This window comes from Paenibacillus periandrae (assembly GCF_022458865.1).
In the GTDB taxonomy this organism is placed as follows: Bacteria; Bacillota; Bacilli; order Paenibacillales; family NBRC-103111; genus Paenibacillus_S; species Paenibacillus_S periandrae.
On record NZ_JAJNMU010000011.1, the window covers coordinates 66,909 to 88,290 of the forward strand.

21 protein-coding genes are annotated in these 21,382 nt (G+C 45.5%); 16 read left to right on the plus strand and 5 right to left on the minus strand.

The genetic code is table 11. The features are described 5' to 3' along the window. Positions 1 to 17: 17 nt before the first annotated feature. The 3 genes from LRL21_RS19190 to LRL21_RS19200 are packed head-to-tail and all read right to left on the minus strand — an operon-like array spanning position 18 to position 2,656. Positions 18 to 1,082: an ABC transporter substrate-binding protein gene (locus tag LRL21_RS19190; protein ID WP_240417419.1), complete on the minus strand. Its 1,065-nt coding sequence runs from the start codon at positions 1,080 to 1,082 to the stop codon at positions 18 to 20. A gap of 31 nt (positions 1,083 to 1,113) precedes the next feature. Beyond that, a complete protein-coding gene (locus tag LRL21_RS19195) occupies positions 1,114 to 1,884 on the minus strand; it encodes an ABC transporter permease (RefSeq protein ID WP_240417420.1) in 771 nt (256 codons plus the stop codon). Then, positions 1,817 to 2,656 carry an ABC transporter ATP-binding protein gene (locus LRL21_RS19200; protein ID WP_240417421.1) on the minus strand — a complete coding sequence of 280 codons (840 nt, stop codon included), beginning with the start codon at positions 2,654 to 2,656 and terminating at the stop codon, positions 1,817 to 1,819. Before LRL21_RS19200 ends, LRL21_RS19195 begins: the two co-directional genes overlap by 68 nt. Positions 2,657 to 2,872: 216 nt before the next feature. Here LRL21_RS19200 and LRL21_RS19205 point away from each other — a divergent pair, with 216 nt between their 5' ends. The 7 genes from LRL21_RS19205 to gndA all read left to right on the plus strand — a co-directional run bounded on the left by LRL21_RS19205 (position 2,873) and on the right by gndA (position 11,183). Then, complete coding sequence (locus tag LRL21_RS19205) at positions 2,873 to 3,838, plus strand: copper amine oxidase N-terminal domain-containing protein (protein ID WP_240417422.1); 966 nt, start codon at positions 2,873 to 2,875, stop codon at positions 3,836 to 3,838. Between the two features lie 261 nt (positions 3,839 to 4,099). Further along, complete coding sequence (locus tag LRL21_RS19210; protein ID WP_240417423.1) at positions 4,100 to 4,696, plus strand: hypothetical protein; 597 nt, start codon at positions 4,100 to 4,102, stop codon at positions 4,694 to 4,696. 143 nt (positions 4,697 to 4,839) lie between these two features. Then, complete coding sequence (locus LRL21_RS19215; RefSeq protein WP_240417625.1) at positions 4,840 to 5,850, plus strand: LacI family DNA-binding transcriptional regulator; 1,011 nt, start codon at positions 4,840 to 4,842, stop codon at positions 5,848 to 5,850. A gap of 2 nt (positions 5,851 to 5,852) precedes the next feature. Further along, a complete protein-coding gene (locus tag LRL21_RS19220) occupies positions 5,853 to 7,124 on the plus strand; it encodes a nickel pincer cofactor-dependent isomerase, group 22 (RefSeq protein ID WP_240417424.1) in 1,272 nt (423 codons plus the stop codon). Next, on the plus strand, positions 7,121 to 8,674 hold the full coding sequence (gntK, locus tag LRL21_RS19225; RefSeq protein WP_240417425.1) for a gluconokinase: 1,554 nt from the start codon (positions 7,121 to 7,123) through the stop codon (positions 8,672 to 8,674). Before LRL21_RS19220 ends, gntK begins: the two co-directional genes overlap by 4 nt. 40 nt (positions 8,675 to 8,714) lie before the next feature. Continuing rightward, positions 8,715 to 9,482: an SDR family oxidoreductase gene (locus LRL21_RS19230; protein WP_240417426.1), complete on the plus strand. Its 768-nt coding sequence runs from the start codon at positions 8,715 to 8,717 to the stop codon at positions 9,480 to 9,482. Positions 9,483 to 9,770: 288 nt separating this feature from the next. Next, positions 9,771 to 11,183: an NADP-dependent phosphogluconate dehydrogenase gene (gndA, locus tag LRL21_RS19235; protein WP_240417427.1), complete on the plus strand. Its 1,413-nt coding sequence runs from the start codon at positions 9,771 to 9,773 to the stop codon at positions 11,181 to 11,183. Here gndA and LRL21_RS19240 read toward each other — a convergent pair. Continuing rightward, complete coding sequence (locus tag LRL21_RS19240; RefSeq protein ID WP_240417428.1) at positions 11,164 to 11,496, minus strand: hypothetical protein; 333 nt, start codon at positions 11,494 to 11,496, stop codon at positions 11,164 to 11,166. The genes gndA and LRL21_RS19240 overlap by 20 nt on opposite strands. 82 nt (positions 11,497 to 11,578) lie before the next feature. Here LRL21_RS19240 and LRL21_RS19245 point away from each other — a divergent pair, with 82 nt between their 5' ends. Next, positions 11,579 to 12,085, plus strand: coding sequence for a shikimate kinase (locus LRL21_RS19245; RefSeq protein ID WP_240417429.1), 507 nt, complete (start codon positions 11,579 to 11,581; stop codon positions 12,083 to 12,085). 6 nt (positions 12,086 to 12,091) lie between these two features. On the opposite strand, the gene LRL21_RS19250 is transcribed toward LRL21_RS19245, so the two are convergent. Continuing rightward, positions 12,092 to 12,385 (minus strand): rhodanese-like domain-containing protein, encoded by a 294-nt coding sequence (locus tag LRL21_RS19250; RefSeq protein ID WP_240417430.1) that lies wholly within the window; start codon positions 12,383 to 12,385, stop codon positions 12,092 to 12,094. Positions 12,386 to 12,557: 172 nt separating this feature from the next. Here LRL21_RS19250 and aroA point away from each other — a divergent pair, with 172 nt between their 5' ends. From aroA to LRL21_RS19290, 8 genes are all read left to right on the plus strand, one after another. Beyond that, positions 12,558 to 13,850 (plus strand): 3-phosphoshikimate 1-carboxyvinyltransferase, encoded by a 1,293-nt coding sequence (gene aroA / locus LRL21_RS19255; protein WP_240417431.1) that lies wholly within the window; start codon positions 12,558 to 12,560, stop codon positions 13,848 to 13,850. Positions 13,851 to 13,880: 30 nt separating this feature from the next. Then, a complete protein-coding gene (locus LRL21_RS19260; RefSeq protein WP_240417432.1) occupies positions 13,881 to 14,699 on the plus strand; it encodes a C39 family peptidase in 819 nt (272 codons plus the stop codon). A gap of 44 nt (positions 14,700 to 14,743) precedes the next feature. Beyond that, positions 14,744 to 15,169, plus strand: a complete 426-nt coding sequence (locus LRL21_RS19265; RefSeq protein WP_240417433.1) for a CoA-binding protein — start codon at positions 14,744 to 14,746, stop codon at positions 15,167 to 15,169. Positions 15,170 to 15,171: 2 nt separating this feature from the next. Then, a complete protein-coding gene (gene thiE, locus LRL21_RS19270; RefSeq protein WP_240417434.1) occupies positions 15,172 to 15,825 on the plus strand; it encodes a thiamine phosphate synthase in 654 nt (217 codons plus the stop codon). A gap of 202 nt (positions 15,826 to 16,027) precedes the next feature. Then, positions 16,028 to 16,777 carry a hypothetical protein gene (locus LRL21_RS19275; RefSeq protein WP_240417435.1) on the plus strand — a complete coding sequence of 250 codons (750 nt, stop codon included), beginning with the start codon at positions 16,028 to 16,030 and terminating at the stop codon, positions 16,775 to 16,777. 134 nt (positions 16,778 to 16,911) lie between these two features. Continuing rightward, positions 16,912 to 18,804: a glucose PTS transporter subunit IIA gene (locus LRL21_RS19280; protein WP_240417436.1), complete on the plus strand. Its 1,893-nt coding sequence runs from the start codon at positions 16,912 to 16,914 to the stop codon at positions 18,802 to 18,804. Continuing rightward, positions 18,797 to 20,530: a phosphoenolpyruvate--protein phosphotransferase gene (gene ptsP, locus LRL21_RS19285; protein WP_240417437.1), complete on the plus strand. Its 1,734-nt coding sequence runs from the start codon at positions 18,797 to 18,799 to the stop codon at positions 20,528 to 20,530. Before LRL21_RS19280 ends, ptsP begins: the two co-directional genes overlap by 8 nt. A 41-nt stretch (positions 20,531 to 20,571) precedes the next feature. Next, a complete protein-coding gene (locus LRL21_RS19290) occupies positions 20,572 to 21,375 on the plus strand; it encodes an SDR family oxidoreductase (RefSeq protein WP_240417438.1) in 804 nt (267 codons plus the stop codon). The last annotated feature ends 7 nt before the right edge of the window (positions 21,376 to 21,382 follow it).

Here is a 21,382-nt window from a genome sequence, read left to right on the forward strand (position 1 = left end):
GCTTTTTTACTTCAAGCTTATTTGCCTGCTTTCACTTCATTTAACAGGGTTAAATCCACAAATTTGCTTAGATCAAGCTCTTCCTTTTTAACGTCTTTAATATAGCCAGCATCAATGGAAACCTTGGCCATTTCTTCAATGGCTTCCTTACTAACATCTGTGGTGAGGCTAAAACGGCCCAGGGAAGCTTTAATCAGGTTGATTTCCATTCCTTTGCCGCTCAAAGCTTTCAGACGATTGTTAATCAGCTCGTAGGATTTATCCGGGTTTTTCTTAATAAAGTCAACAGCCTCTGCATTGGCTTTAATCGCTTGCTTCGTCATTTCACGGTGATCCTTCAGGAACTTGTCGCTAACAGCCAGCAAGGTCAAAGGATAGTTACCATTATTAGGAGGGATTTTGTCCCAATCTACGATGATTTTGCCTACTCCTTCCTGTTCCATTTGTGTACCCCAAGGCTCTGGAACAAGGGTTGCATCAATTTCTTTTTGTCTCATGGCTACCATAGTGTCAGCAGGTGCACGTGCAATGATATTCACACCGGTTTTATCTGTAGTAATTTTCAAGTTATTTTGTTGAAGCAGCAGGCGCAAAGAAATTTCGTTTGTGCTGCCTTTTGTCGGGATCGCGACAGTTTTGCCAAGCAAATCCTTAGGGCTTGTAATTCCTGAATCCTTGGCTGCTACCAGGACAGCTCCACCATTGGTAGATCCACTAACGATCCGGAAATTTTTACTTTTAACGAATTGGTTGGTAGCGGGTCCAGGACCTGTGTACCCCAGATCAATCTGATCTGTAGCTAAAGCAGTAGAGAAATCGGAGCCGTTGTCAAAGCCGACAACCTCGATCTTAACTTTATCTCCCCATGCTTTTTGGAACAAGCCTTGTTCCAAAGCAACATAACCTGCTGCGTGCGTGACATTTTTGAATATACCTATGCGAACGGTTGATGCAGTTGGTGCTTGTGGAGCAGCTGCTCCGCCAGCGGCAGGTGCGGTAGTCTCTTCTTTTTTGCCGCATGCCGACAGTACCAATACGGTAACCAGCAGCAGGGCCAATAATAGTGATCCTTGTTTTTTCATCGTTTAACTCTCCCTTTTGTATAAAATGTCGCTATTTTTTATTTTTATTCTCGGCTAGGCCGTAGCGAATCAAAATCGTATCCTCCAACCGTTTGAAGCAAAAATGGTCGGAAAGAGTACCCAGAACAGCAATAATGATAACTACACACAGCATCAATGCGGTATCCGATAAGCTTCTCCCGTCCTGTAGAAGTTGACCCAGGCCAACGCCTTTGGCAATCAGCTCCCCTGATACTAATGCACGCCAGGCAAATGCCCAAGCTACACGAACTCCCGTGATCATATGAGGGAAGGCAGCGGGGACCATAACCTGATAAAACATTCGAAAGCCATTGCCTGTGCCCATCGTTCGTGCGGCCTTCAAATACAAAGGAGGAATATTCATAATACCGGTTCGGCTTGACATAGCCATAGTCCAGGTTGCCCCAAGTGTAGTGATAAATACGACAGAAAAGTCGTTCATTCCGAACCAGATGATAGCAAAAGGCAGCCAGGCGATGCTTGGGACGGTTTGCAAGGCTACGACCAGGAAGCCGATGGTATCGTCCAGAAAGCGGTATCTGGCGAATAAAAAGCCAAGTGTAACTCCAATCGATATGGCCAGCACAAAAGCTGTCAGCAGCCTGCGTATGCTCTGTAGCGTCGCTTCCAGCAGCTGTCCGTGCACAAAGCCATCATAGAATGCTTGCGCGGTCTGGACAACAGAGGGGAACTTCCAGCCCCAATCGAATATTCTAAATCCCGCTTCCCATGCTATTAGAACTACGATCAGAAAGAGTGTTCTTCTTAAGGCTGTACTCATCGCCCATCTCCTCCTTTACGACTTTTTCCAACTCATCGGCAAGAACTTCCATGATGTTGGTTTCCGTATGGTGAAGAAGGGGGTCAGATGCATCCCGCGGACGCTCTGCCTGAACGGGGAATTCTTTTTTTATGGTTCCAGGTCTCGTCGACATGACGAGAACACGGTCAGATAAAATGACGGCTTCACGTATATTGTGGGTGATGAAAAGAATCGTTTTCTTGGTCCGCATCCAGATTTCTTCCAGTTCTTTATGTAAAATAAGTCTGGTTTGTTCATCCAGTGCCGCAAATGGCTCATCCATCAACAGAATTTCAGGGTCCATCGCCAAAGCGCGGGCAATAGCCGCTCTCTGTTTCATCCCGCCTGATAGCTCATGCGGATAACGATCTGCAAATCTGCTTAAGTGAACGGATTTGATTTGCTCCATCGCAAGCTCCTCGCGTTCCTTTTTGCCCAAGCCTTTTTGCTTAAGCCCAAATGCTACATTGTCGAGCACGGTCAACCATGGAAACAAGGCGTGCTCCTGAAATACGACGACACGGTCGGGTCCAGGTGTGCTGCAGTCTTTACCGTTGACGGTTATAGTTCCCTGCTGCGCATGCTCAAGTCCTGCTACCAAATTTAAAAGCGTAGATTTGCCGCAGCCCGACGGTCCCAGCAAGGAGACAAATTCCCCTTTTTGAATGGTCAGTGACACGTTGTCAATTGCTGTGAATGTGCCGCCTGTACGCTGCTGGAATGTCTTGCTGATGTTCTTGATTTCAATCATGTGTTGCTCACTCCTTCATGAACTCCATACAAGTTAGTTTTCTTCTGAAAGATCATACTAAAAGTATATACCAACCTATTCTATCGGAATTAACATATTTGTCAATATAAACTTTATGAAGGAAAAAAGGGATATCGTGCCGAAGTAGTCTAACTCAAGGATTAACAGCTTTTCCCGATACCAACAATTCATGAACAAGAAAGGTTTGGATAGCGAATGAAACGATGGAAACGCGTGCTGATTACGGGGTCTCTATTGACAACTGCCTTCACGGCCGGCGTGTATGCTGAGGATGTGCTTCAACGGGTCGACGCCTATTTACGCCCTGATTTCAACGTGGTACTCGATGGTAAACAGATTCAATTGGAGAGTCCAACACTAGTGTATGCAGATAAAACCTACTTATCTTTGAAAGAGCTTGGCAATTTGTTGGGAGCTAGCGTTATTTGGAAAGATGTGAATAAGACGATCTACATCAACAGCCGGATTAATCCCGAGCAGCAGGTTGTCGAGAAGGATCAGTCGATAGAAGAATTCAAATTCCGCAACCCATATTCTATCAAGGTAAATTACCTTGGGGCTGAGTATCCATTGATGCTGGCCTATGCGGATGAAGGTACAGGTGTGAGAAATAATTTGATCTATTACCGTCTTTCCGATGTAAGGAAGATGGGGATTGATACGAACGGTTTGAAACAATCCAAAGAGAAGCTGACAGGAGCCTTATACATAAGCGAGCCTGAAATGAAAAAACGCCTGAAGCAAATGCCAACACCGATTTATAAAGGAAGTGAGCGGTATGTGGTATCTGGGGAAATTAATACGAATAAAATCAATGCTCTGCAAAATCATGTTAAAGAAAGTGCTAGTAATCGCACTGACGATATTCAATTCACCAACATACCAATTATGATTGAAAAGATAGGAACAGAGAACATGTATGAATATTTATTCTATCAAACCCGTACCTCTTCCAAATTTACGATTAGCCACTATGTCACAACCATGCTGATTTTAACTAAAATGGAGGAGAAATTAGTTGATGGTTCGGATGGTTATACCGTTAACAGTTATGGCTGGACAGATCTGGACGATAAATTAGAACGTGAAGTTACTCGTATAGAAGACGAAGCGAGAAAAGCCAAGGAAGAAGAAGCAATAAGACAGGCTTCCAAAAAATAAGGGAGTAGCCGCAACAAGGTCAGCTATAGTGAATCGTCTGGGCATGATCCTGGGCGATTTATTTATTTTCCAAAAAATAAATAACAATTAATTAATAAAGCAAGTTGCCAAAACATAGAATTCATAATAAAATAACAATAAGTAACTGAATCTTCTGACTATTTTATGGAAAATGAAGTCGTGGTGTTGTCATTGTTCGTGCATCATTCGTGCAGCAGCAAATTCACAGTGAGTGCCAAGCACATATTGGAGGGGATTGCCGTGAGTAAAAGTCATGAAGTTGAATACTGCAACCTTGAGTTACGATTTGACCGTCGGCTAATCCGTAATTTCATTAAGTCGCTTATCCAGGAAGGCTACTCATTGTATTGGAATGAAAGCGAGCAGCAATTTATCGTATCGATTCGAACCGGCAGAAAGCTCGTAAAGCTGAAATTCCAACGGCTGGGAGATCGTTATAAAATTGTTGGCAACTATTCCTTTAAGGATGAGAAGCTTGCTGAGCTGATGGAAAAAATGATCGGGGATACCCGTGGTCATGCAATCGTCAAACGCTTCAAGGACAGACAAATTTTGATCGAAAATATTATGTTTGGTGAAATTATCCGGATGGTAGAAATTTCGGGGGTGGAGCATAAGGTGCTATTCCAAAAGGAATCTGGAGTCACATTGGATGAAATGATGCAAGCTTTCCGATCGAAGCGTCTGGAAGAGCGTATCCCGGTTTTGCGAATGGAGCTCGATTACGAGCTGATGAGTCTACAGGATGCGCTTCAAGCCAAGGATACCGAAGCCATTCATACTAGCAAAGAAAGGTTGTTGGAGCTCAGGCATGAAATGTTGCAGCTGGAAATGTAAACATTTTGATTAAAATGGTCTGTGGAATTCTGCACAGGCCATTTTTCATGTATAGAAACAGCAAAAAGCGTGTATAGTGCGCAAAAATTGCTCGTTGTTAACGTGTGCAGCTATATGATATGATAAATTTTGAGGTGGTAGGATTGAGCGTTACAATCAAGGATATCGCCAAGCTGGCAGGCGTCTCTCATACAACGGTTTCCCGTGCTTTGAACGACAGTCCTTTAATCAACCAGGAAACAAAGGAAAAAATCAGACTGCTAGCGGCGCAAATGCATTATACACCAAATTATAACGCCAAAAGTCTTGTACTTGATCGATCTTATAATCTGGGCTTGTTTTTTTCAACTTTACACACGGGTACATCAGCGGGTTTTCTATATGAAGCCATTAAAGGTGTCAATGATGTGATTCAAGATCGATACAATCTGATAGTGCGTGGGATCGACGATTATACCAGCTTTCACAAGGTGAATCGCAAAAGCTATGATGGTATTATCGTCATGAGTCAAAGCGAAGCAGATCAACCATTTATTGAATATGCGGCTGGACTCGAGATTCCGCTTATTGTGCTGAACCGCCAGATTGAGCATGTTCAGGTTATGAATATGGTTCCAGATGACAAGCGCGGCGCTTATTTGATCGTGGAATATTTAATTTCCCAGGGACATCGGCAAATCGCGATAATAGAGGGGAAACAAAATTTCAAGTCGACACAAGCACGGCGCGAGGGTTATCAGGAAGCGATGGAAGCTTATCAGGTTCCGAAACGTCTGGATTATCAGCAGCAAGGGAATTATGATTTAGAAAGCGGTCATACTGCTATGAACCGACTGTTGGAGCTTGATAATCAACCGACTGCCGTTTTTTGCTGCAATGATGATATGGCGCTGGGTGCGATCAAAGCCATAACAGAAAAACAGCTGAGCGTTCCGGCGGACATCTCTGTGGTAGGCTTCGATGATCATATTTTTTCAGGCTTTATGACTCCGGCGCTGACGACGGTTCATCGGCCCATCGAACAAATCAGCAGAGAAGGCGCAGCCAAGCTGCTGTCTTTTATTGAGTCGAAGCAAGTAGAAAAAGAAACGATATTTTTTCATACGGAGCTTGTGATTCGGGATTCCGTGACCAACATATCAGGAGGTTTATAACGATGAGTATCTTAAGAGAAGTTCTCAAAGACATTCCGATTCCACAAATGGTGCGTATCCGTCAAAAGTTCGATGGCACCAAGCTCGACAATCTGGAGCAATCTCTGAAGCTTGAGCTGCAAAAGCCGGGCACGATCGACCGGATCAAGCCTGGACAGCAGGTGGCTGTTGCTGTTGGGAGTAGAGGCGTCGCCAACATCGATCTGTTTACGAAAATTACGATTGATGCCATTAAACAAGCAGGTGGTCATCCTTATATCGTTCCTTGTATGGGAAGTCATGGTGGAGCAACGGCTGAAGGGCAGAAGGATGTTCTGCATCATTTGGGCGTTACAGAGGAGTTGATGGGAGCCCCCATTCGCTCTTCGATGGAGGTCATTAAGCTTGATGAGCTTCCTAACGGATTGCCTGTTTATGTGGATCAAATCGCTTCGACAGCGGACGCGATTGTCGTAATTAATCGGGTGAAGCCCCATACGGCTTTTCGCGGGAGAATTGAAAGCGGGATTATGAAAATGATCGCGATTGGTCTGGGCAAACAAAAGGGGGCGGAAGCCTGCCATCAGCTCGGATTTAAATATATGGCTGAAAATGTGCCGGCTATGGCTACCATTATGATCGATAAGCTGCCGATTGTGTTCGGTGTTGCTCTTGTTGAGAATGCTTATGATCAAACCTGCCGCATTGAAGTGTTGCCTGCCGAACAAATCGAGGCACGTGAAGAAGAATTGCTTAAGGAAGCGAAGGATAGACTTCCTAAGATTTTATTTGATCAGGTCGATGTGCTGGTGATCGATTACATTGGCAAAAACATTAGTGGAGACGGTATGGACCCGAATGTAACAGGCAGGTATCCAACGCCTTATGCACATGGTGGCCCCGATGTTTCCAAAATGGTTGTATTGGATTTGACACCGGAAACCAAAGGGAATGCCAATGGGGTAGGAACGGCAGACTTTACGACGCAGCGTTTAGTCGATAAAATGGATTTGGCTGCAACTTTTGTTAATGGGCTGACTTCAACGGTATGTGCACCGACCAAAATTTCGACTACGCTCGATAACGACTTCTATGCAATCAAAGCCGCTGTCAAAACTTGTAATATTCTGGATTACACCAAATGTCGTCTTGTCCGCATTCAGGATACGCTGCACTTGGGTGAAATCGAAATTTCGGTGAACCTGCTGGAGGACGCTAAAAAGCATGCGGATATTGAGATTTTAAGCGAACCTTACGATCTCCAATTTGATAGTGAAGGGAATTTGGTACAATGAGTTTGTCGTCACAAAAGCCTTACATCATAGCGGCCGATCTCGGTACAACAAGCGCCAAGACGCTCGTTATTGACCGGGATGGCCGGGTGTTGGCTTCACATTCCGTAGAATATCCGATGTACACTCCGCGCCCGGATATGGCGGAGCAGGACCCGGATGAAATTTTTGCTGCGCTTTTAACCTCGGTCCAGGCTGTCATTGGCAAGTCAAGGATTTTGCCAAGTCAGATCTTGTGCGTTTCGTTCAGCTCGGCTATGCATAGCTTGATTGCGGTCGATAGTGAATTGAAACTTCTGACGCCTAACATTATTTGGGCTGATAATCGCAGTGTTGGCTATGTGAAGGTATTGAAAGAAGAGCTGGACGGTCATCAGATCTATATGAATACGGGTACGCCGATCCACCCGATGTCTCCACTGCTTAAGCTGATGTGGCTTCGGGACAATCAACCGGATGTTTTTGAGCATGCTCATAAATTTATCGGTATTAAGGAATATATATTTGCCAAGCTGTTCGGGCAGTATGTGATCGATTATTCGATAGCGAGTACGACCGGACTTTTCAATCTGCGAAAGCTGGATTGGGACGAGCAAGCTATGAAGGCCTGCGGGGTTCGCAGGGAGCAGCTGCCAGACCCGGTTTCAACGACGCATCATCTCGCAGGCATGAAGCAGCAGTACGCTCAGGCTATGGGACTTCACGCGGATACACCGTTTGTACTCGGTGCAGCTGATGGAGTTTTGGCAAACTTGGGTGTAGGCGCTTTTGAGGAGGGCATTTACGCGGTTACTATCGGTACGAGTGGTGCCGTTCGTGGTGTTGTGCGTGAGCCTATTACCGACCCAAAGGGGCGGCTGTTTTGCTATGCCCTCAAAGAAGACTTCTGGGTCGTTGGAGGAGCAATTAATAACGGCGGGATTATGTTCCGCTGGGTGCGCGATCAATTGGCTACAGCAGAAGCTGAGGAAGGTCGGCGTCGCGGGCTCGATCCTTACGACTATTTGACCTCTATTGCAGAGGAAGTTGCAGCAGGCTCTGACGGTCTTATTTTCCTGCCGCTGCTTGCCGGAGAACGGGCTCCTTATTGGAATGCCAACGCTCGAGGCGTATTTTTTGGACTGTCCTTGTATCACCAGAAAAAGCATATGATCCGTGCCGTTATGGAAGGGGTCATGTACCGGATACAATCCGTTCTTTCCGCGTTAGAGGAGCTATCAGGTCCTACGAAGGAAATACGCGCATCCGGCGGCTTTGCTCGGTCCAGCTTTTGGCTGCAAATGATGTCTGATGTAACAGGTAGCTCGGTTGTGGTGCCGAATACGATTGAAAGCTCGGGACTTGGCGCCGCTCAGCTCGGCTTACTTGCTATGGGCGAAATTAAAGATTTCTCGTTCGTTCACGACTGGATGCAGGTGCAACATAATTATTCAGCCAATCAGGAACATTTTGAGCTGTACAAGCAGCTGACCGGTATTTATGGTCGTGTCTACCATCAGCTGAAGGATGAGTTCGAATCGATCGCTGCTTTTCAACATGCGCATACGAAGTAATGAAAACTAATAATTTTTGACAAATTTGAGGAGGTTCATCATGAATTTATTTGATCTGACAGGAAAAACAGCAATAGTTATCGGTGGTAACAGTACTTTGGGCGGTGCTATGGCAGTAGCTCTAGGAGGACATGGAGCCAATGTTGCGATTGTCGGCCGTAATCAGGAAAAATCCGAAATCGTGAAACAAAGTATTTTGGAAGTTGGCGGCAAAGCAGAAATTTTTTCCGCAGACGCTACACTTGCTGAGGACTTACACAAAGTGCTGGCTGATGTGCTGGCATGGACAGGCCGTGTAGATATTTTGATGAATTGTCCTGGAAAGAACAGTCCAACGCCGTTTTTTGACTTGAAAATGGAAGAATGGGATTCGATCATGGACGTTAACCTGAAAAGTGTCGTACTAGCCAGTCAAGTATTTGGAAAGCATATGGTTGATAAAGGCGAGGGCGGCAGCATCATCAACATTTCGTCGGCTTCTTCACAGGTTCCTTTATCACGCGTGTTCACCTACTCGGCTTCCAAAGCAGCTGTTAACAGTGTAACCAAATTTCTTGCCCGTGAATTTGCACCTGCGAACGTTCGCGTGAATGCGATTATTCCTGGTTTCTTCCCGGCAGAACAAAACCGCAAGCTCTTGACTCCTGAGCGTACGGCGTCTATTATGGGCCATACACCGATGAATCGATTTGGGGAAGCGGAAGAGCTGCAGGGAGCGGCTGTATTTCTGGCTTCCGATAAGGCTTCGAGCTTCGTAACAGGCTCACTATTGACAGTTGATGGCGGCTTCACAGCAATGACAATCTAATAAAGGTTGTTAAAAAGTCGTCTTTTGATCACGAAGTCATACAGGAAGCTTACTCGGCATCGAATATTGCATTCAAGCTCGAAGTGTGGTGCTCATTTAGGTTTGCCTAAACTCCGCTCCTCCTTCTTCACAGCTTACGAAGTGAGTTTTCTAAGAAAACTTTAACTTCTCGGTGCTGAAAAGTCGACTTTTTGAACTCGTACTAATAATCTTTTGAAATTCATCGAGAAATGTTTATAATTACAAGTGAGTCGTAACGAAACTATATGCAGGAGAGGGAGAAAACAGATGTCTAAACAGCAAGTTGGCGTAATCGGATTAGCAGTTATGGGGAAAAACCTGGCATTGAACATTGAAAGCAGAGGATTTACTGTCTCTGTGTACAACCGTTCCCGTGAAAAAACGGATGCCCTGATTGAGGAAGCAGCAGGCAAAAACCTGGTTGGTACATACAGCATCGAAGAATTCGTAGCTTCTCTGGAAACGCCTCGTAAAGTACTGATCATGGTACAAGCAGGTGCTGGAACAGACGCAACAATCGATTCGCTTGTACCGCTTTTGGATAAAGGCGATATTATTATTGACGGCGGTAACGCATATTTCCCTGATACACAGCGCAGAAACAAAGACCTGCAAGCACACGGTCTTCGTTTTATCGGCACTGGGGTTTCCGGTGGTGAGGAAGGTGCTTTGAAAGGTCCTTCGATCATGCCAGGCGGCCAAAAAGACGCATATGAGCTGGTTGAACCTATCTTGACTGCAATTTCGGCCAAGGTTGGCGGCGATCCTTGCTGCACTTACATCGGACCTGATGGTGCTGGTCACTACGTGAAAATGGTTCACAACGGCATTGAGTACGGCGACATGCAGCTAATCTGCGAAGCTTACCAGCTGTTGAAGGATGTATTGGATGTTAGCACGGACGAGCTGCACGAAATTTTCTCCGAGTGGAATAAAGGCGAGCTTGACAGCTACCTGATTGAAATCACTACAGACATTTTCACGAAAAAAGATCCAGAAACCGGCAAGCCTATGGTTGATGTGATTCTTGATTCCGCAGGTCAAAAAGGAACCGGTAAATGGACAAGCCAAAGCTCTTTGGACCTTGGAGTACCATTGTCCATCATTACAGAATCCGTATTCTCACGTTTCCTCTCCGCTATGAAGCAAGAGCGCGTAGCTGCGAGCAAAGTATTGAACGGACCTAGCGTTTCCAAATATACAGGCGATCGCAAAGAGTTCATCGAAGCTGTTCGCAAAGCGCTGTATGCAAGCAAAATTTGCTCTTACGCACAAGGCTTCGCTCAAATGAGAGCTGCTTCTGTTGAATACAACTGGAGTCTGGATTACGGCAGTATCGCCATGATCTTCCGTGGTGGCTGCATCATTCGTGCCCGCTTCCTGCAAAATATCAAGGACGCTTATGACCGCGATCCTGAACTGAAAAACCTGCTGCTTGACGGCTACTTCCAGGATATTGTAAGCAACTACCAGGATGCATGGAGAAATGTAATAGCAACTGCCGTAACTCGCGGTATCCCTGCACCAGCATTCGCTTCTGCTCTGGCTTACTATGACAGCTACCGGACCGAGCGTTTGCCTGCAAACCTGCTTCAGGCTCAAAGAGATTATTTCGGAGCGCATACTTTCCAACGTCTGGATAAAGAAGGTTCTTTCCACTTTAACTGGATGGAGAACTAGGAGAAACGGGAAGAGATGGATCCGTCATTGGATCGGATTGCAATCCATAAACGGCTTCTGCTATCCAGGACTTAAGACGATCCGCCTCTTGATCGAAGCCGTTGCGCCGCTGAATCAGCATCAAAGATATTTCTGCAAAATAATGAAAGTTTTGCAGTAAGCGTGGCTGAGAGAGCTCAAGTAATTGAGGGTTCTTCTCGGCCACCTTTTTTTTGATAAATCCCAATATCCACACAATATCGTCTTTACACAGTAAATGAGCGGGATCGAGAATCTGCTCGATTTTTTGCTTTGATACATCAGATTTCATCATAACACTCCTTAGCTTGGGGGTGTAGGTACCATTCATCTTATGACTTTGTCCAAGTTTCTATTCATGGTGAGGTGTCACAATAATGATAGTAAAAAATATAGTTTTGATCGGTTTTATGGGAACAGGGAAGTCGACTGTAGGAAAAGCACTTGCGGGGAGGCTTGGCTGGCAGTTTGTTGACACCGACCAAAAGGTGGAAGAGCGTCAAGGAATAACAATTAGTGAAATGTTTGCGACACTTGGGGAATCGGCTTTTCGCCAAGTGGAGAGTGATACGCTGGATCGTGTTCTTGAACAATCCGCACAGGTTATATCTACAGGGGGCGGCGCCGTATTGGCAGAGCGTAACCGTCTGAGTATGAAAAAGGACGGCTATGTCATCGCTTTAAAGGCCGCTGAAGAAACGATCATCGAGCGGGTCAAGCATGACCAGAACCGTCCCTTGGTACAAGGTGACGTGGAAGAGCGTGTTCGCCAATTGTTGGAAACGCGACGAAATGCATACGATTTCGCTGATCTTATCATCGATACGACAGGCGTTTCTGTTGAAGAAATTGTGGAACAGATTGTAGCATCAACCCTGGATTGAGCTGACTCAGGACTCGTCCCAAGCCAGCATCCCGCCTGTCAGATTTTTCAAATTCGTATAGCCCTGTGCTTGCAAATAATCGTAAGCCTTTCCGCTGCGACCGCCACTGCGACATACAAGAATCGTTTCTTGATCCAGAGGAATTTCATCCAATCGCTCTGGTATTTGCATGAGCGGTATGAGTACAGCGCCTGGTATGACACCCAGAGCTGTTTCTTCTGGCTCACGTACATCAATAATGTGTAATTTTTCATTGTGATTCAAGCGAGCCTTGAGCTGTTCTGTCGTAATTGTTTCCATCTGTGTGACCCTCCTATGTGATTTTGATCTGAGTATGTCTATGATATCGATTATCGCAAGCCGGTGTCAACTTCACGGTTTGCAACCTCGAATCACTATGGTAAACTTATACTGACTGCGTCTTGATCAAAGTCAACAGGAATTATTTGCTGAACAGGAGAGATACATATTCATGAAAGCCATTGTAAAACCGACAAATTTATTAGAAGGTACAATAAATGCACTTTCCTCTAAAAACTACACAACGCGCTACCTGTTAATCGGCGCTTTAGCAGAGGGGACAAGCACGATATATTACCCGGCTCATAGCGAAGACAGTGATGCAATGCGTCGCTGTATCCGTGACTTGGGAGCTATCGTTGAAGAAGACGAAGAAAAGATGACCATTCAGGGCTTTGGCAGGAATCCTCGTGATGTATCCGAACTGAATGTTGGAAATGCGGGAGCCGTGCTTCGTTTCTTAATGTCTGTCGCTGCATTTTGTCCTAAAGTGACCTTTATTAATGCGTATCCGGATTCTCTCGGGAAAAGACCGCATAATGATTTAATCGATGCACTAAAACAGTTGGGTATAGAGGTCGACGATAATCAAGGAAAGCTGCCGATTACGATTGGTAAGGGAAAGCTGCACGGAGGCAAAATCCAGGTTTCTGGCAATGTAAGTTCGCAGTTTCTGAGCTCACTGCTGTTTATGACTCCACTGCTTGATGAAGATAGCGAGATCGAGGTGCTTCACGATTTGAAGTCCAAGGTCATTGTAGGACAAACACTGGAAGTCATCGCACAGGCAGGTATTCAGATTGAGGCTTCGGAGGATCTGATGCACTACACTATACGCGGTGGTCAAAAGTATCAACCGCAAAAGTATGTGGTCCAAGGTGATTATCCAGGCTCTGCCGCAATATTGGCTGCCGCGGCCGTTACTCAATCCGATGTCAAGGTACTCCGCTTGGAAGAGAACAGCAAGCAGGGTGAAAAGGCGGTTGTCGATGTTCTGCGTGCGATGGGTGTGAATTTGACACATGAGAACGGTGTTGTCCATGTTAAAGGAAACCAACAGTTGAAGGCTGGCGAATTTGATGGTGATCATTTTACCGATGGTGTACTGGCCATGGTGGCTGCTGCCGTGTTCGCTGAAGGGACATCCCGATTCTATAACGTGGAAAATTTGCGCTACAAGGAATGTGACCGTATTACCGATTTCGTAAATGAGCTTCGTAAAGCGGGAGCCGATGTGGAAGAAAGACAAAGTGAAATCATTATTCATGGTCGGCCTCAGGGAGTAACCGGCGGCGTTGAAATCAATGCCCATTACGATCATCGTGTCATAATGGCTTTGACTATAGTAGGTCTTCGTTCAGAGAAGGGACTAACGATTAACGATGCGCATCATGTAGCGAAATCATACCCTCATTATTTTGAGCATTTGATTTCCTTGGGCGCACATATTGAGTTTGTTGAATAATAAATATTCTAGACAAGTGGGTTGATGGTCATGCCTGTACTTTGGAAAGGAATCCAAGTTACATTCGGCTTTTTTCTCATACTGGGTCTCCTGTTTGCCAGTGGTGTTTTTTCGATGCTGCTGTACGCCAAAATTACCGGACAAGGCTGGTTCAACGAATCTTCGACGATTGCCTATGCGGATACTTTGGGTGCCAGACAGCCCATCATCACAACAGCTTCACCGCCTCCCCTGACCCCGATTCCGTTGGCCACTTCAGCTATGCTAAAGGCTCCGGCGATTCGTCAACATCCTGAGCTTCCATCAGGGTGTGAAATTACAAGCCTGACGATGATGCTTCAATATTACGGAGTAGCCAAAAGCAAGCTGGAGCTGGTGCCTGAGATGAAGCGTGATAATACGCCATTAAAGCGGAACAAGGATGGTTCAATCGCTTATTGGGGGAATCCTAACTTGGGATTTGTCGGGGAGGTTACAGGCTCTGCCAAAGGCTTTGGTATTTATCATGGAGCATTATTTGAATTGCAAAAAAAATATATTCCGACAGCTATGGATTTAACGAATCAACCCTTTGATATGCTCGAGCAGCAGCTTCGTGATGGCATTCCGTCGCTTGTCTGGACCACGATCAATTTTCAAGTGCCCGATAATTGGGTAGTTTGGGATACGCCGATAGGACCGATTGAGACAACTTTTATGGAGCATGCTGTATTGCTTGTCGGATTTGATGAGCACAATGTATATGTCAACGATCCTTCTACTGGTAAAAGCAATGTAAAAATTGATAAGGCACAGTTTCTCGAAACCTGGGAAGCGATGGGACGTCAAGCTTTAAGTTATAAACTATAAGTTTTCAAGCAATTTCAATTCGATACTATAAGGAGCTGGTCATTATGGCGTTTGAAAATCCTGCAAGAGATCGTATCAAGGAGCTGCTTAAAAATGCCGGTAACATCGCTGTCGTAGGTTTATCGGATAAGCCGGATCGTACCTCTTATATGGTAGCTGAGGCCATGCAAAGCAAGGGCTACCGGATCATTCCGGTCAATCCCAATGCGAAGCAAATCCTTGGTGAATTATGCTATCCTTCTCTCTCCGATATTCCAGAGCCAGTCGATATAGTCAACGTTTTTCGACGCAGTGACCAGGTTGTACCTGTAGCTGAAGAAGCTGTGAAAATTAATGCGAAAGTATTCTGGCTTCAATTAGGCATTTTTAATGATGAAGCGGCCGAGATTGCCAAAAGCGGTGGACTTGAAGTCATTATGGATCGGTGTATTAAGGTTGAAGATGCTATATTACTGCCTGGAGGGAAATAACGGTGTTTCAGAATCGCTTGCCACAGGATTTACAAGTTTATCTGGTTATGGGTCTGGATGGCTCCGGAGAACGAACCGCCCTTGAGATAGCTCAGGAGGCTTTGGCTGACGGAGTGACGATGGTTCAGCTGCGGGAGAAAAAGGCGCCATTAAAGCAGGTTTTGCAGCAGGGAGCCCAGTTAAAGGCTTTGTGCCGACAGTATAAGGTTCCATTCATTGTTAATGATCGGATCGATGTTGCCCTGCTGCTTGATGCAGATGGTGTTCATGTGGGCCAGGACGATATCCCGGGAATAGAAGCGCGTCGTTTGCTGGGTCCGGATAAAATTATCGGGATATCGGCGGGGACGATGGAGGAAGCGGATTGGGCAATGTCCAATGGAGCCGATTATTTGGGTGTTGGACCCATTTATTCAACTTCTACCAAGCTGGATGCGGGTAATGCCATTGGAGGAGGTTTAATTCGCGATATTACGGCCAGATGGTCAATCCCTATCGTAGGGATTGGTGGTATCGATGAGACTAACGCAATTGAAGTAATCAGTGCTGGAGCAAATGGGATTGCCGTAGTTTCGGCTATTTATAACCATCCAGACCCAGGTTATGCTGCACAATCTTTACTGCGTATGGTGCGGGAGTCCTCTGACAGAGCTTGATCGACTAACGGTTCCTATCTAATATAACGGCAGCAAAAAGACAAGAATTCCCGTTCTTGTCTTTTGTCGTTTCTAAGCGAATTCCAGCAGCTTCCATTCATAAAGCTCGTCAACCTAAGAGACAATATGAAAAGCTTCTGGAAAAGCAGGGCCTAGTCCTGATGGCTTCGGAAGACTTGTGGATTTCTAGGAGGAATTGTACATGTATCAAAACAATCAGCAAAATGCTTATCAAAATCAGTTCGGTTCATCCAACTCAGGCTCTCAATACCGTGGTTTGGAGACCAAGTACCAGCCAATAGGCAATGTGCAGTCTCAATATAATCAATCGCTTGGTATGGGGAACTCGAACAATTTTCAAACTAGTAACCCATACAACAATCAGTTTGCCAACATCCAAACTCAAAGCCAGGATGCATTCCATACGGCCAATTATCGTGGAAATCAGCAGGGTCATGATGCATACCTGAGATCAGATTCCACACAAACAGCACAAAGCCAATTTGGCATAGGAACAGGCTATAGTAATCAAGCATCTTCGTATGGAAATATCAATAATAATGCCTTGTATGGTTATCAAAACCAGTTTTCGTCAAATCAAACACAAAGCCCGAATTCCTTTCATACCGCAAATTACGTAGGAAATCAACAGGGCCATGACGCATATCTGAGATCGGATTCCACACAAACAGCACAAAGTCAGTATGGTATCGGAGCTTCAAGCATGAATGCATACAATGCAGGAAGCAGCAGCCAATATGGCTCCAATCAACAAAATCAGAACCAGCAAAATCAATCGTATAGTCAATTTCAAAGTCCACAATCCTACTACACAGCAAACTATCGTGGCAATCAACAAGGTCACGATGCTTATCTGAGATCAGACTCTACACAACCATCACAAAGCCAATACAGCCAGTCCAATAATTCGTTTAGCCGCTACCAATTTTAACTTAAGCTTAACAAGAGCGGGCCTTTGGCCCGCTTTTCCTTACCCAATTCAGAATGTGCACATAAGCAGTCCATTTGTTTGACAAAATCAGGCTTTACCTTTACCATCGAAATAGAAAGGAGGGGTTGGTTGGCTTGAACTTAATGGGTAGTTTGCAGCAGTTAGGCCGGTCGCTAATGCTTCCGACCATGATACTTCCCGTTGCTGCTATTTTGTTGTGGCTTGGAGCTCTTCCGTGGCAGGAAATACATATGTCTCAATTTGGGGAAATTTTGTTGTTCTGCGGGAATACCATCTTTACGTTCCTTCCTATGATCTTTGCTGTTGGGGTTGCTCTCGGATTAACGGAAAGTGCTGGTATTGCAGGGATGTCGGCACTCATTGGACACTTGATGTTTATACAGGCAACTCGGCATTACTTAGGTGCAGAATTTCATCTTGGTGTCCCTGGAGGTATATTAATCGGCTTAATTGCCGCGATTTTGTTTCATCGCTGTAAAAATATTCAGCTTCCGGAAGCGATACAATTTTTCGGCGGACCCCGAATGGTTCCACTACTGATGGGCCTTGCTATTTTCTTGCTTAGCTTGATAACCATTGAAGTAGGTCCATATATGGAAAAATTTATGGAATGGTTATCCACCGCCATTATCGGGCTGGGGGGCTTTGGCACGTTTGTAAACGGGGTGATTCACCGATTGCTGGTGCCTTCGGGTTTGCATCATGTGTTTAACAACTTTTTCTGGTTTCAACTCGGTGCCTTTCAGAAGCCAAGTGGTGAAATGGTGTTTGGGGATTTGCCGCGATATTTTGCAGGTGATCCTAATGCAGGCGCATACATGGCAGGTTTATATCCTATCATGATGTTTGCGCTGCCTGCTATCGCGTTGGCTATCATTCAAGAAGCTCGCGAGGATCTTAAACCCAAAATTCGCGCAACGTTTTTGACGGCTGCACTGGCTTCATTTCTGACTGGAGTCACAGAGCCGATTGAATTTGCTTTTTTGTTTGTTGCGCCCTATTTATTCGTTATTCATGCACTTCTTTCCGGGCTTTCCATGTGGATTGCGTATGCTTTAAACATTCATCACGGCTTTTCGTATTCGGCAGGAGCAATCGATTATATTATCAATTTTCACTTGTCGCATAACGGATGGATGCTGATACCTATAGGTATTGCGTATGGTTTGCTTTATTACTTTTTGTTTCGTTGGGCGATTCGCCGCTTTCGAATTCCGACACCTGGCAGGGAAGAGGGGTCCAAGCTTGAAGAGTGGGCAGGTGATATTCCTTACCGGTCTCCACTAATTCTGCAATCTCTTGGTGGCAAGGACAACATCAAGAACATTGAAGCCTGTATTACAAGGCTGAGACTTACCCTAACGAATGATCGATTGATGGACATTGCTGCGCTAAAGCATTTAGGTGCGGCAGGTGTCATCCGATTAGGTGGAGGTAATGTACAGGTTGTGTTTGGTACATACTCCGAGTTAATACGTGAGGAAATCAAAAAGCTGATACGCAAGGACTTGCAGCAAGTGCTGTTCAACGCGCCGATGCAGGGGCAGATGATTCCGCTCGAGGAGGTTCCGGATCAAATTTTTTCCGGCAAGCTTGTTGGGAATGGGGTTGCTTTTATGCCTGAAAAAGGAGAGCTGGTTGCTCCTGTAGCGGGTAAAATCATTATATTATACCCATCGCTGCATGCTATAGGCATCGAGACCGATGAGGGCCTTGAGGTGCTGCTTCACATTGGAATCGATACTGCGCAGTTGCAGGGCAAGTGGTTTACAGCTTTTATCAAGGAAGGCGATAGGGTGGAGGTGGGCCAATTGCTGGTGAAATTTAATCTGCAAAAGGTGAAAAAAAACTGCAAATCGCTCGCAACTCCTATGCTGATCACGAACGTGGACAAGGTCAGGTCATGGAGCTTCGCGCCTTATAAAGCAGTAAAAAAAGGACAGGCATCCGTGATGTCCGTAGTCATGAAAGAGCCAAGCATAAAGGGAGGAAATGCTCATGGTTGAGGGGATCGGAGCTGCATCAGGAATTGCGATGGGGAAAGCTTTTGTCATACCGACCTGGGAATGGGACTTCCCTGAAAAGCTGATTGATGTGAAGGACCTGGCATTTGAATTTGAGCGGTTGTATGATGGAATCAGGAACTCGAAGGATGAAATCGAATGTATCAAGCAGGAGTTCGTAACGGTACTGGGTGATGATAAAACGTCAATTTTTGATGCGCATCTGGCCATTTTGGAAGATCCGATTTTCATGAACGAAGTGCAGGGAATCATGCAGCGGCAGTATAAAGCGGCCGAGGTGGCGGTTAAAGAGGCCATTGAGAAGTTTGTGAATATGTTTGATTTGCTGGACGATCAATATATGAAGGAAAGAGCTCTAGACATCAAGGATGTCGGGAACAGGCTGTTAAAGCATTTGCTTGGAGCACTGGAAGAAACGTTACCACCTAAGGAGCAGCCTTATATTGTCGTTGCCAAAGAGCTCTCTCCGTCCGAAATGGTTCATCTGGATACGATTAATGCTTTGGGGCTTGTTACGATGCTTGGTGGACAAACCTCACATGTTTCCATCATGGCTCGCGCAATGGGTATTCCTTATGTGCTGGGTCTGGAGGGCAAGCTGGCTACGCCAATTCAAAATGGTGATTTTCTTATTATTGACGGCGATGAGGGGCAGGTATACATCAATCCTACGGAAGAACAGATTGAAATTTATAAAATACGTAAATCGAACTGGCTGAAAATGCGCGATAAGCTGCAGGTACTTGCCCATATTCCAACTCAAACCGAGGATGGTGTTGCCGTTCAACTGGCTGCTAATATCAGTACCGTTAAAGAGCTGGATCAGGTGTTGAGCAATGGAGCTTCAGGGGTTGGGTTATTCCGTACGGAGTTCTTGTATATGGATCGGGATAATTTACCGCTTGAAGAAGAGCAGTTCAGGGTATATAAGCAGGTAGCTGAAAAGCTTGAAGGCAAGCGGGTAGTGATCCGAACACTTGATATCGGCGGTGATAAAAGCCTCGATTATTTTGCACTTCCCGAGGAGGATAATCCTGCTCTTGGTTATCGCGCTATCCGAATCTCATTGGATCGTATCGACTTGTTCAAAACGCAGCTTCGTGCTATCCTCCGTGCCAGCTATTATGGCAATGTAAAAATTTTGTATCCGATGATATCATCCATCGAAGAGCTGGATAAAGCGAATGCTGTGCTGGAATCAGCGAAGGAAGAGCTGCGTTCAGAGCAGATTCCTTTTCAGGAACATATTGAAGTAGGAATTATGATTGAAGTTCCTGCAGCTGTCATTATAGCCGATTTATTAGCACAGAAAGTAAACTTCTTCAGTATCGGAACGAATGATCTTGTACAATACGTGATTGCGGTGGATCGCATGAATGAGACTGTAGCTCACTTGTATAACCCTTTCCACCCCGCTGTGCTAAGGATGCTTAAAAGCACAGTAGAGTCTGCGAAAGCGGCTAATATACACGTCAGCGTATGTGGTGAAATGGCAGGAGACATTCGGGCGCTTCCCATCTGGCTTGGTCTGGATGTTAAAGAATTGAGTATGTCGATACAGTCCATATTACGGGTTAAAAACAGCCTGCTGCAAAGCCACTTCAATCAAAGCTCGAACATATGGGAACAATTGCTTCGATGCAGTACAAGTACTGCCGTGATTGATTTGTTAAACAAGCACTTGCATGAGGATGTCATAGCGAAGTAATCGGTAAGTAGATCGATGACAAAAGGAGAGGTAGTGTTCGGATGGATCTCGGACTTGGCGGTAAAATTGCAATTGTTACAGGAGCAAGCGCGGGAATTGGACTTGCCTGCTCCAGGGCACTGTATATGGAAGGGGCCTCTGTCGTCATGGTGGCTCGGGATTCAGTTCGCTTACAGAAAGCCGCAGATTCCATTGTTGGCAATTCTGCTGCTTCGGAGATTCCTTCACGTATTGTAATGGTTGCTGGTGATATGGGTGATCCTGCTACAAGCAAAACGGTTGTTTCCACCGCCTTGGAGCACTACGGCCGGATTGATATTGTAATCAATAATGCAGGGTCCGCTAAAGCAGGAGCATTTTTCGAGTTATCCGAAGATGTATTCACAGAAGCCTGGAATTTTAAGCTGCTCGGCTACATACGCTTGGTCAAGGAGGCTGCGCCTCATATGATCGATCAAAAGGATGGTCGTATTGTGAATATTGTCGGTGGTGCGGGCAGAACGCCTAACCCTAATTTTTTGGCAGGCAGTACGGCTAATGCTGCGCTGCTTAATTTTACAAGAGGGATCTCAAAGGAATTGGCTAAGTCCAATGTCAGAATCAATGCCATTTCACCAGGTTCGACAGCTACGGAAAGAGCGGAGACATTAACCCGGCAGCATGCTCAGGCCAGCGGCATCAGTTATGATGAGCAAAAAACGCTTATGAACAAGTCAATACCGCTCGGGCACCTAGTTGACCCTGATGAAATAGCATCGATGGCTTTGCTGCTTGTATCTGACCGCGTGCCTTCAATCACGGGCACTGAAATCGTCATTGACGGCGGACAACAGCCGGGTGTATAAACATACA

Excerpts from the sequence above, each read along its gene's own strand:
- LRL21_RS19190 (WP_240417419.1), bottom strand. The coding sequence starts at position 1,082 with ATGAAAAAACAAGGATCACTATTATTGGCCCTGCTGCTGGTTACCGTA.
- LRL21_RS19195 (WP_240417420.1), bottom strand. The coding sequence starts at position 1,884 with ATGAGTACAGCCTTAAGAAGAACACTCTTTCTGATCGTAGTTCTAATA.
- LRL21_RS19200 (WP_240417421.1), bottom strand. The coding sequence starts at position 2,656 with ATGATTGAAATCAAGAACATCAGCAAGACATTCCAGCAGCGTACAGGC.
- LRL21_RS19205 (WP_240417422.1), top strand. The coding sequence starts at position 2,873 with ATGAAACGATGGAAACGCGTGCTGATTACGGGGTCTCTATTGACAACT.
- LRL21_RS19220 (WP_240417424.1), top strand. The coding sequence starts at position 5,853 with ATGAGTATCTTAAGAGAAGTTCTCAAAGACATTCCGATTCCACAAATG.
- gntK (WP_240417425.1), top strand. The coding sequence starts at position 7,121 with ATGAGTTTGTCGTCACAAAAGCCTTACATCATAGCGGCCGATCTCGGT.
- LRL21_RS19230 (WP_240417426.1), top strand. The coding sequence starts at position 8,715 with ATGAATTTATTTGATCTGACAGGAAAAACAGCAATAGTTATCGGTGGT.
- gndA (WP_240417427.1), top strand. The coding sequence starts at position 9,771 with ATGTCTAAACAGCAAGTTGGCGTAATCGGATTAGCAGTTATGGGGAAA.
- LRL21_RS19240 (WP_240417428.1), bottom strand. The coding sequence starts at position 11,496 with ATGATGAAATCTGATGTATCAAAGCAAAAAATCGAGCAGATTCTCGAT.
- LRL21_RS19245 (WP_240417429.1), top strand. The coding sequence starts at position 11,579 with ATGATAGTAAAAAATATAGTTTTGATCGGTTTTATGGGAACAGGGAAG.
- LRL21_RS19250 (WP_240417430.1), bottom strand. The coding sequence starts at position 12,385 with ATGGAAACAATTACGACAGAACAGCTCAAGGCTCGCTTGAATCACAAT.
- aroA (WP_240417431.1), top strand. The coding sequence starts at position 12,558 with ATGAAAGCCATTGTAAAACCGACAAATTTATTAGAAGGTACAATAAAT.
- LRL21_RS19260 (WP_240417432.1), top strand. The coding sequence starts at position 13,881 with ATGCCTGTACTTTGGAAAGGAATCCAAGTTACATTCGGCTTTTTTCTC.
- LRL21_RS19265 (WP_240417433.1), top strand. The coding sequence starts at position 14,744 with ATGGCGTTTGAAAATCCTGCAAGAGATCGTATCAAGGAGCTGCTTAAA.
- LRL21_RS19275 (WP_240417435.1), top strand. The coding sequence starts at position 16,028 with ATGTATCAAAACAATCAGCAAAATGCTTATCAAAATCAGTTCGGTTCA.
- ptsP (WP_240417437.1), top strand. The coding sequence starts at position 18,797 with ATGGTTGAGGGGATCGGAGCTGCATCAGGAATTGCGATGGGGAAAGCT.
- LRL21_RS19290 (WP_240417438.1), top strand. The coding sequence starts at position 20,572 with ATGGATCTCGGACTTGGCGGTAAAATTGCAATTGTTACAGGAGCAAGC.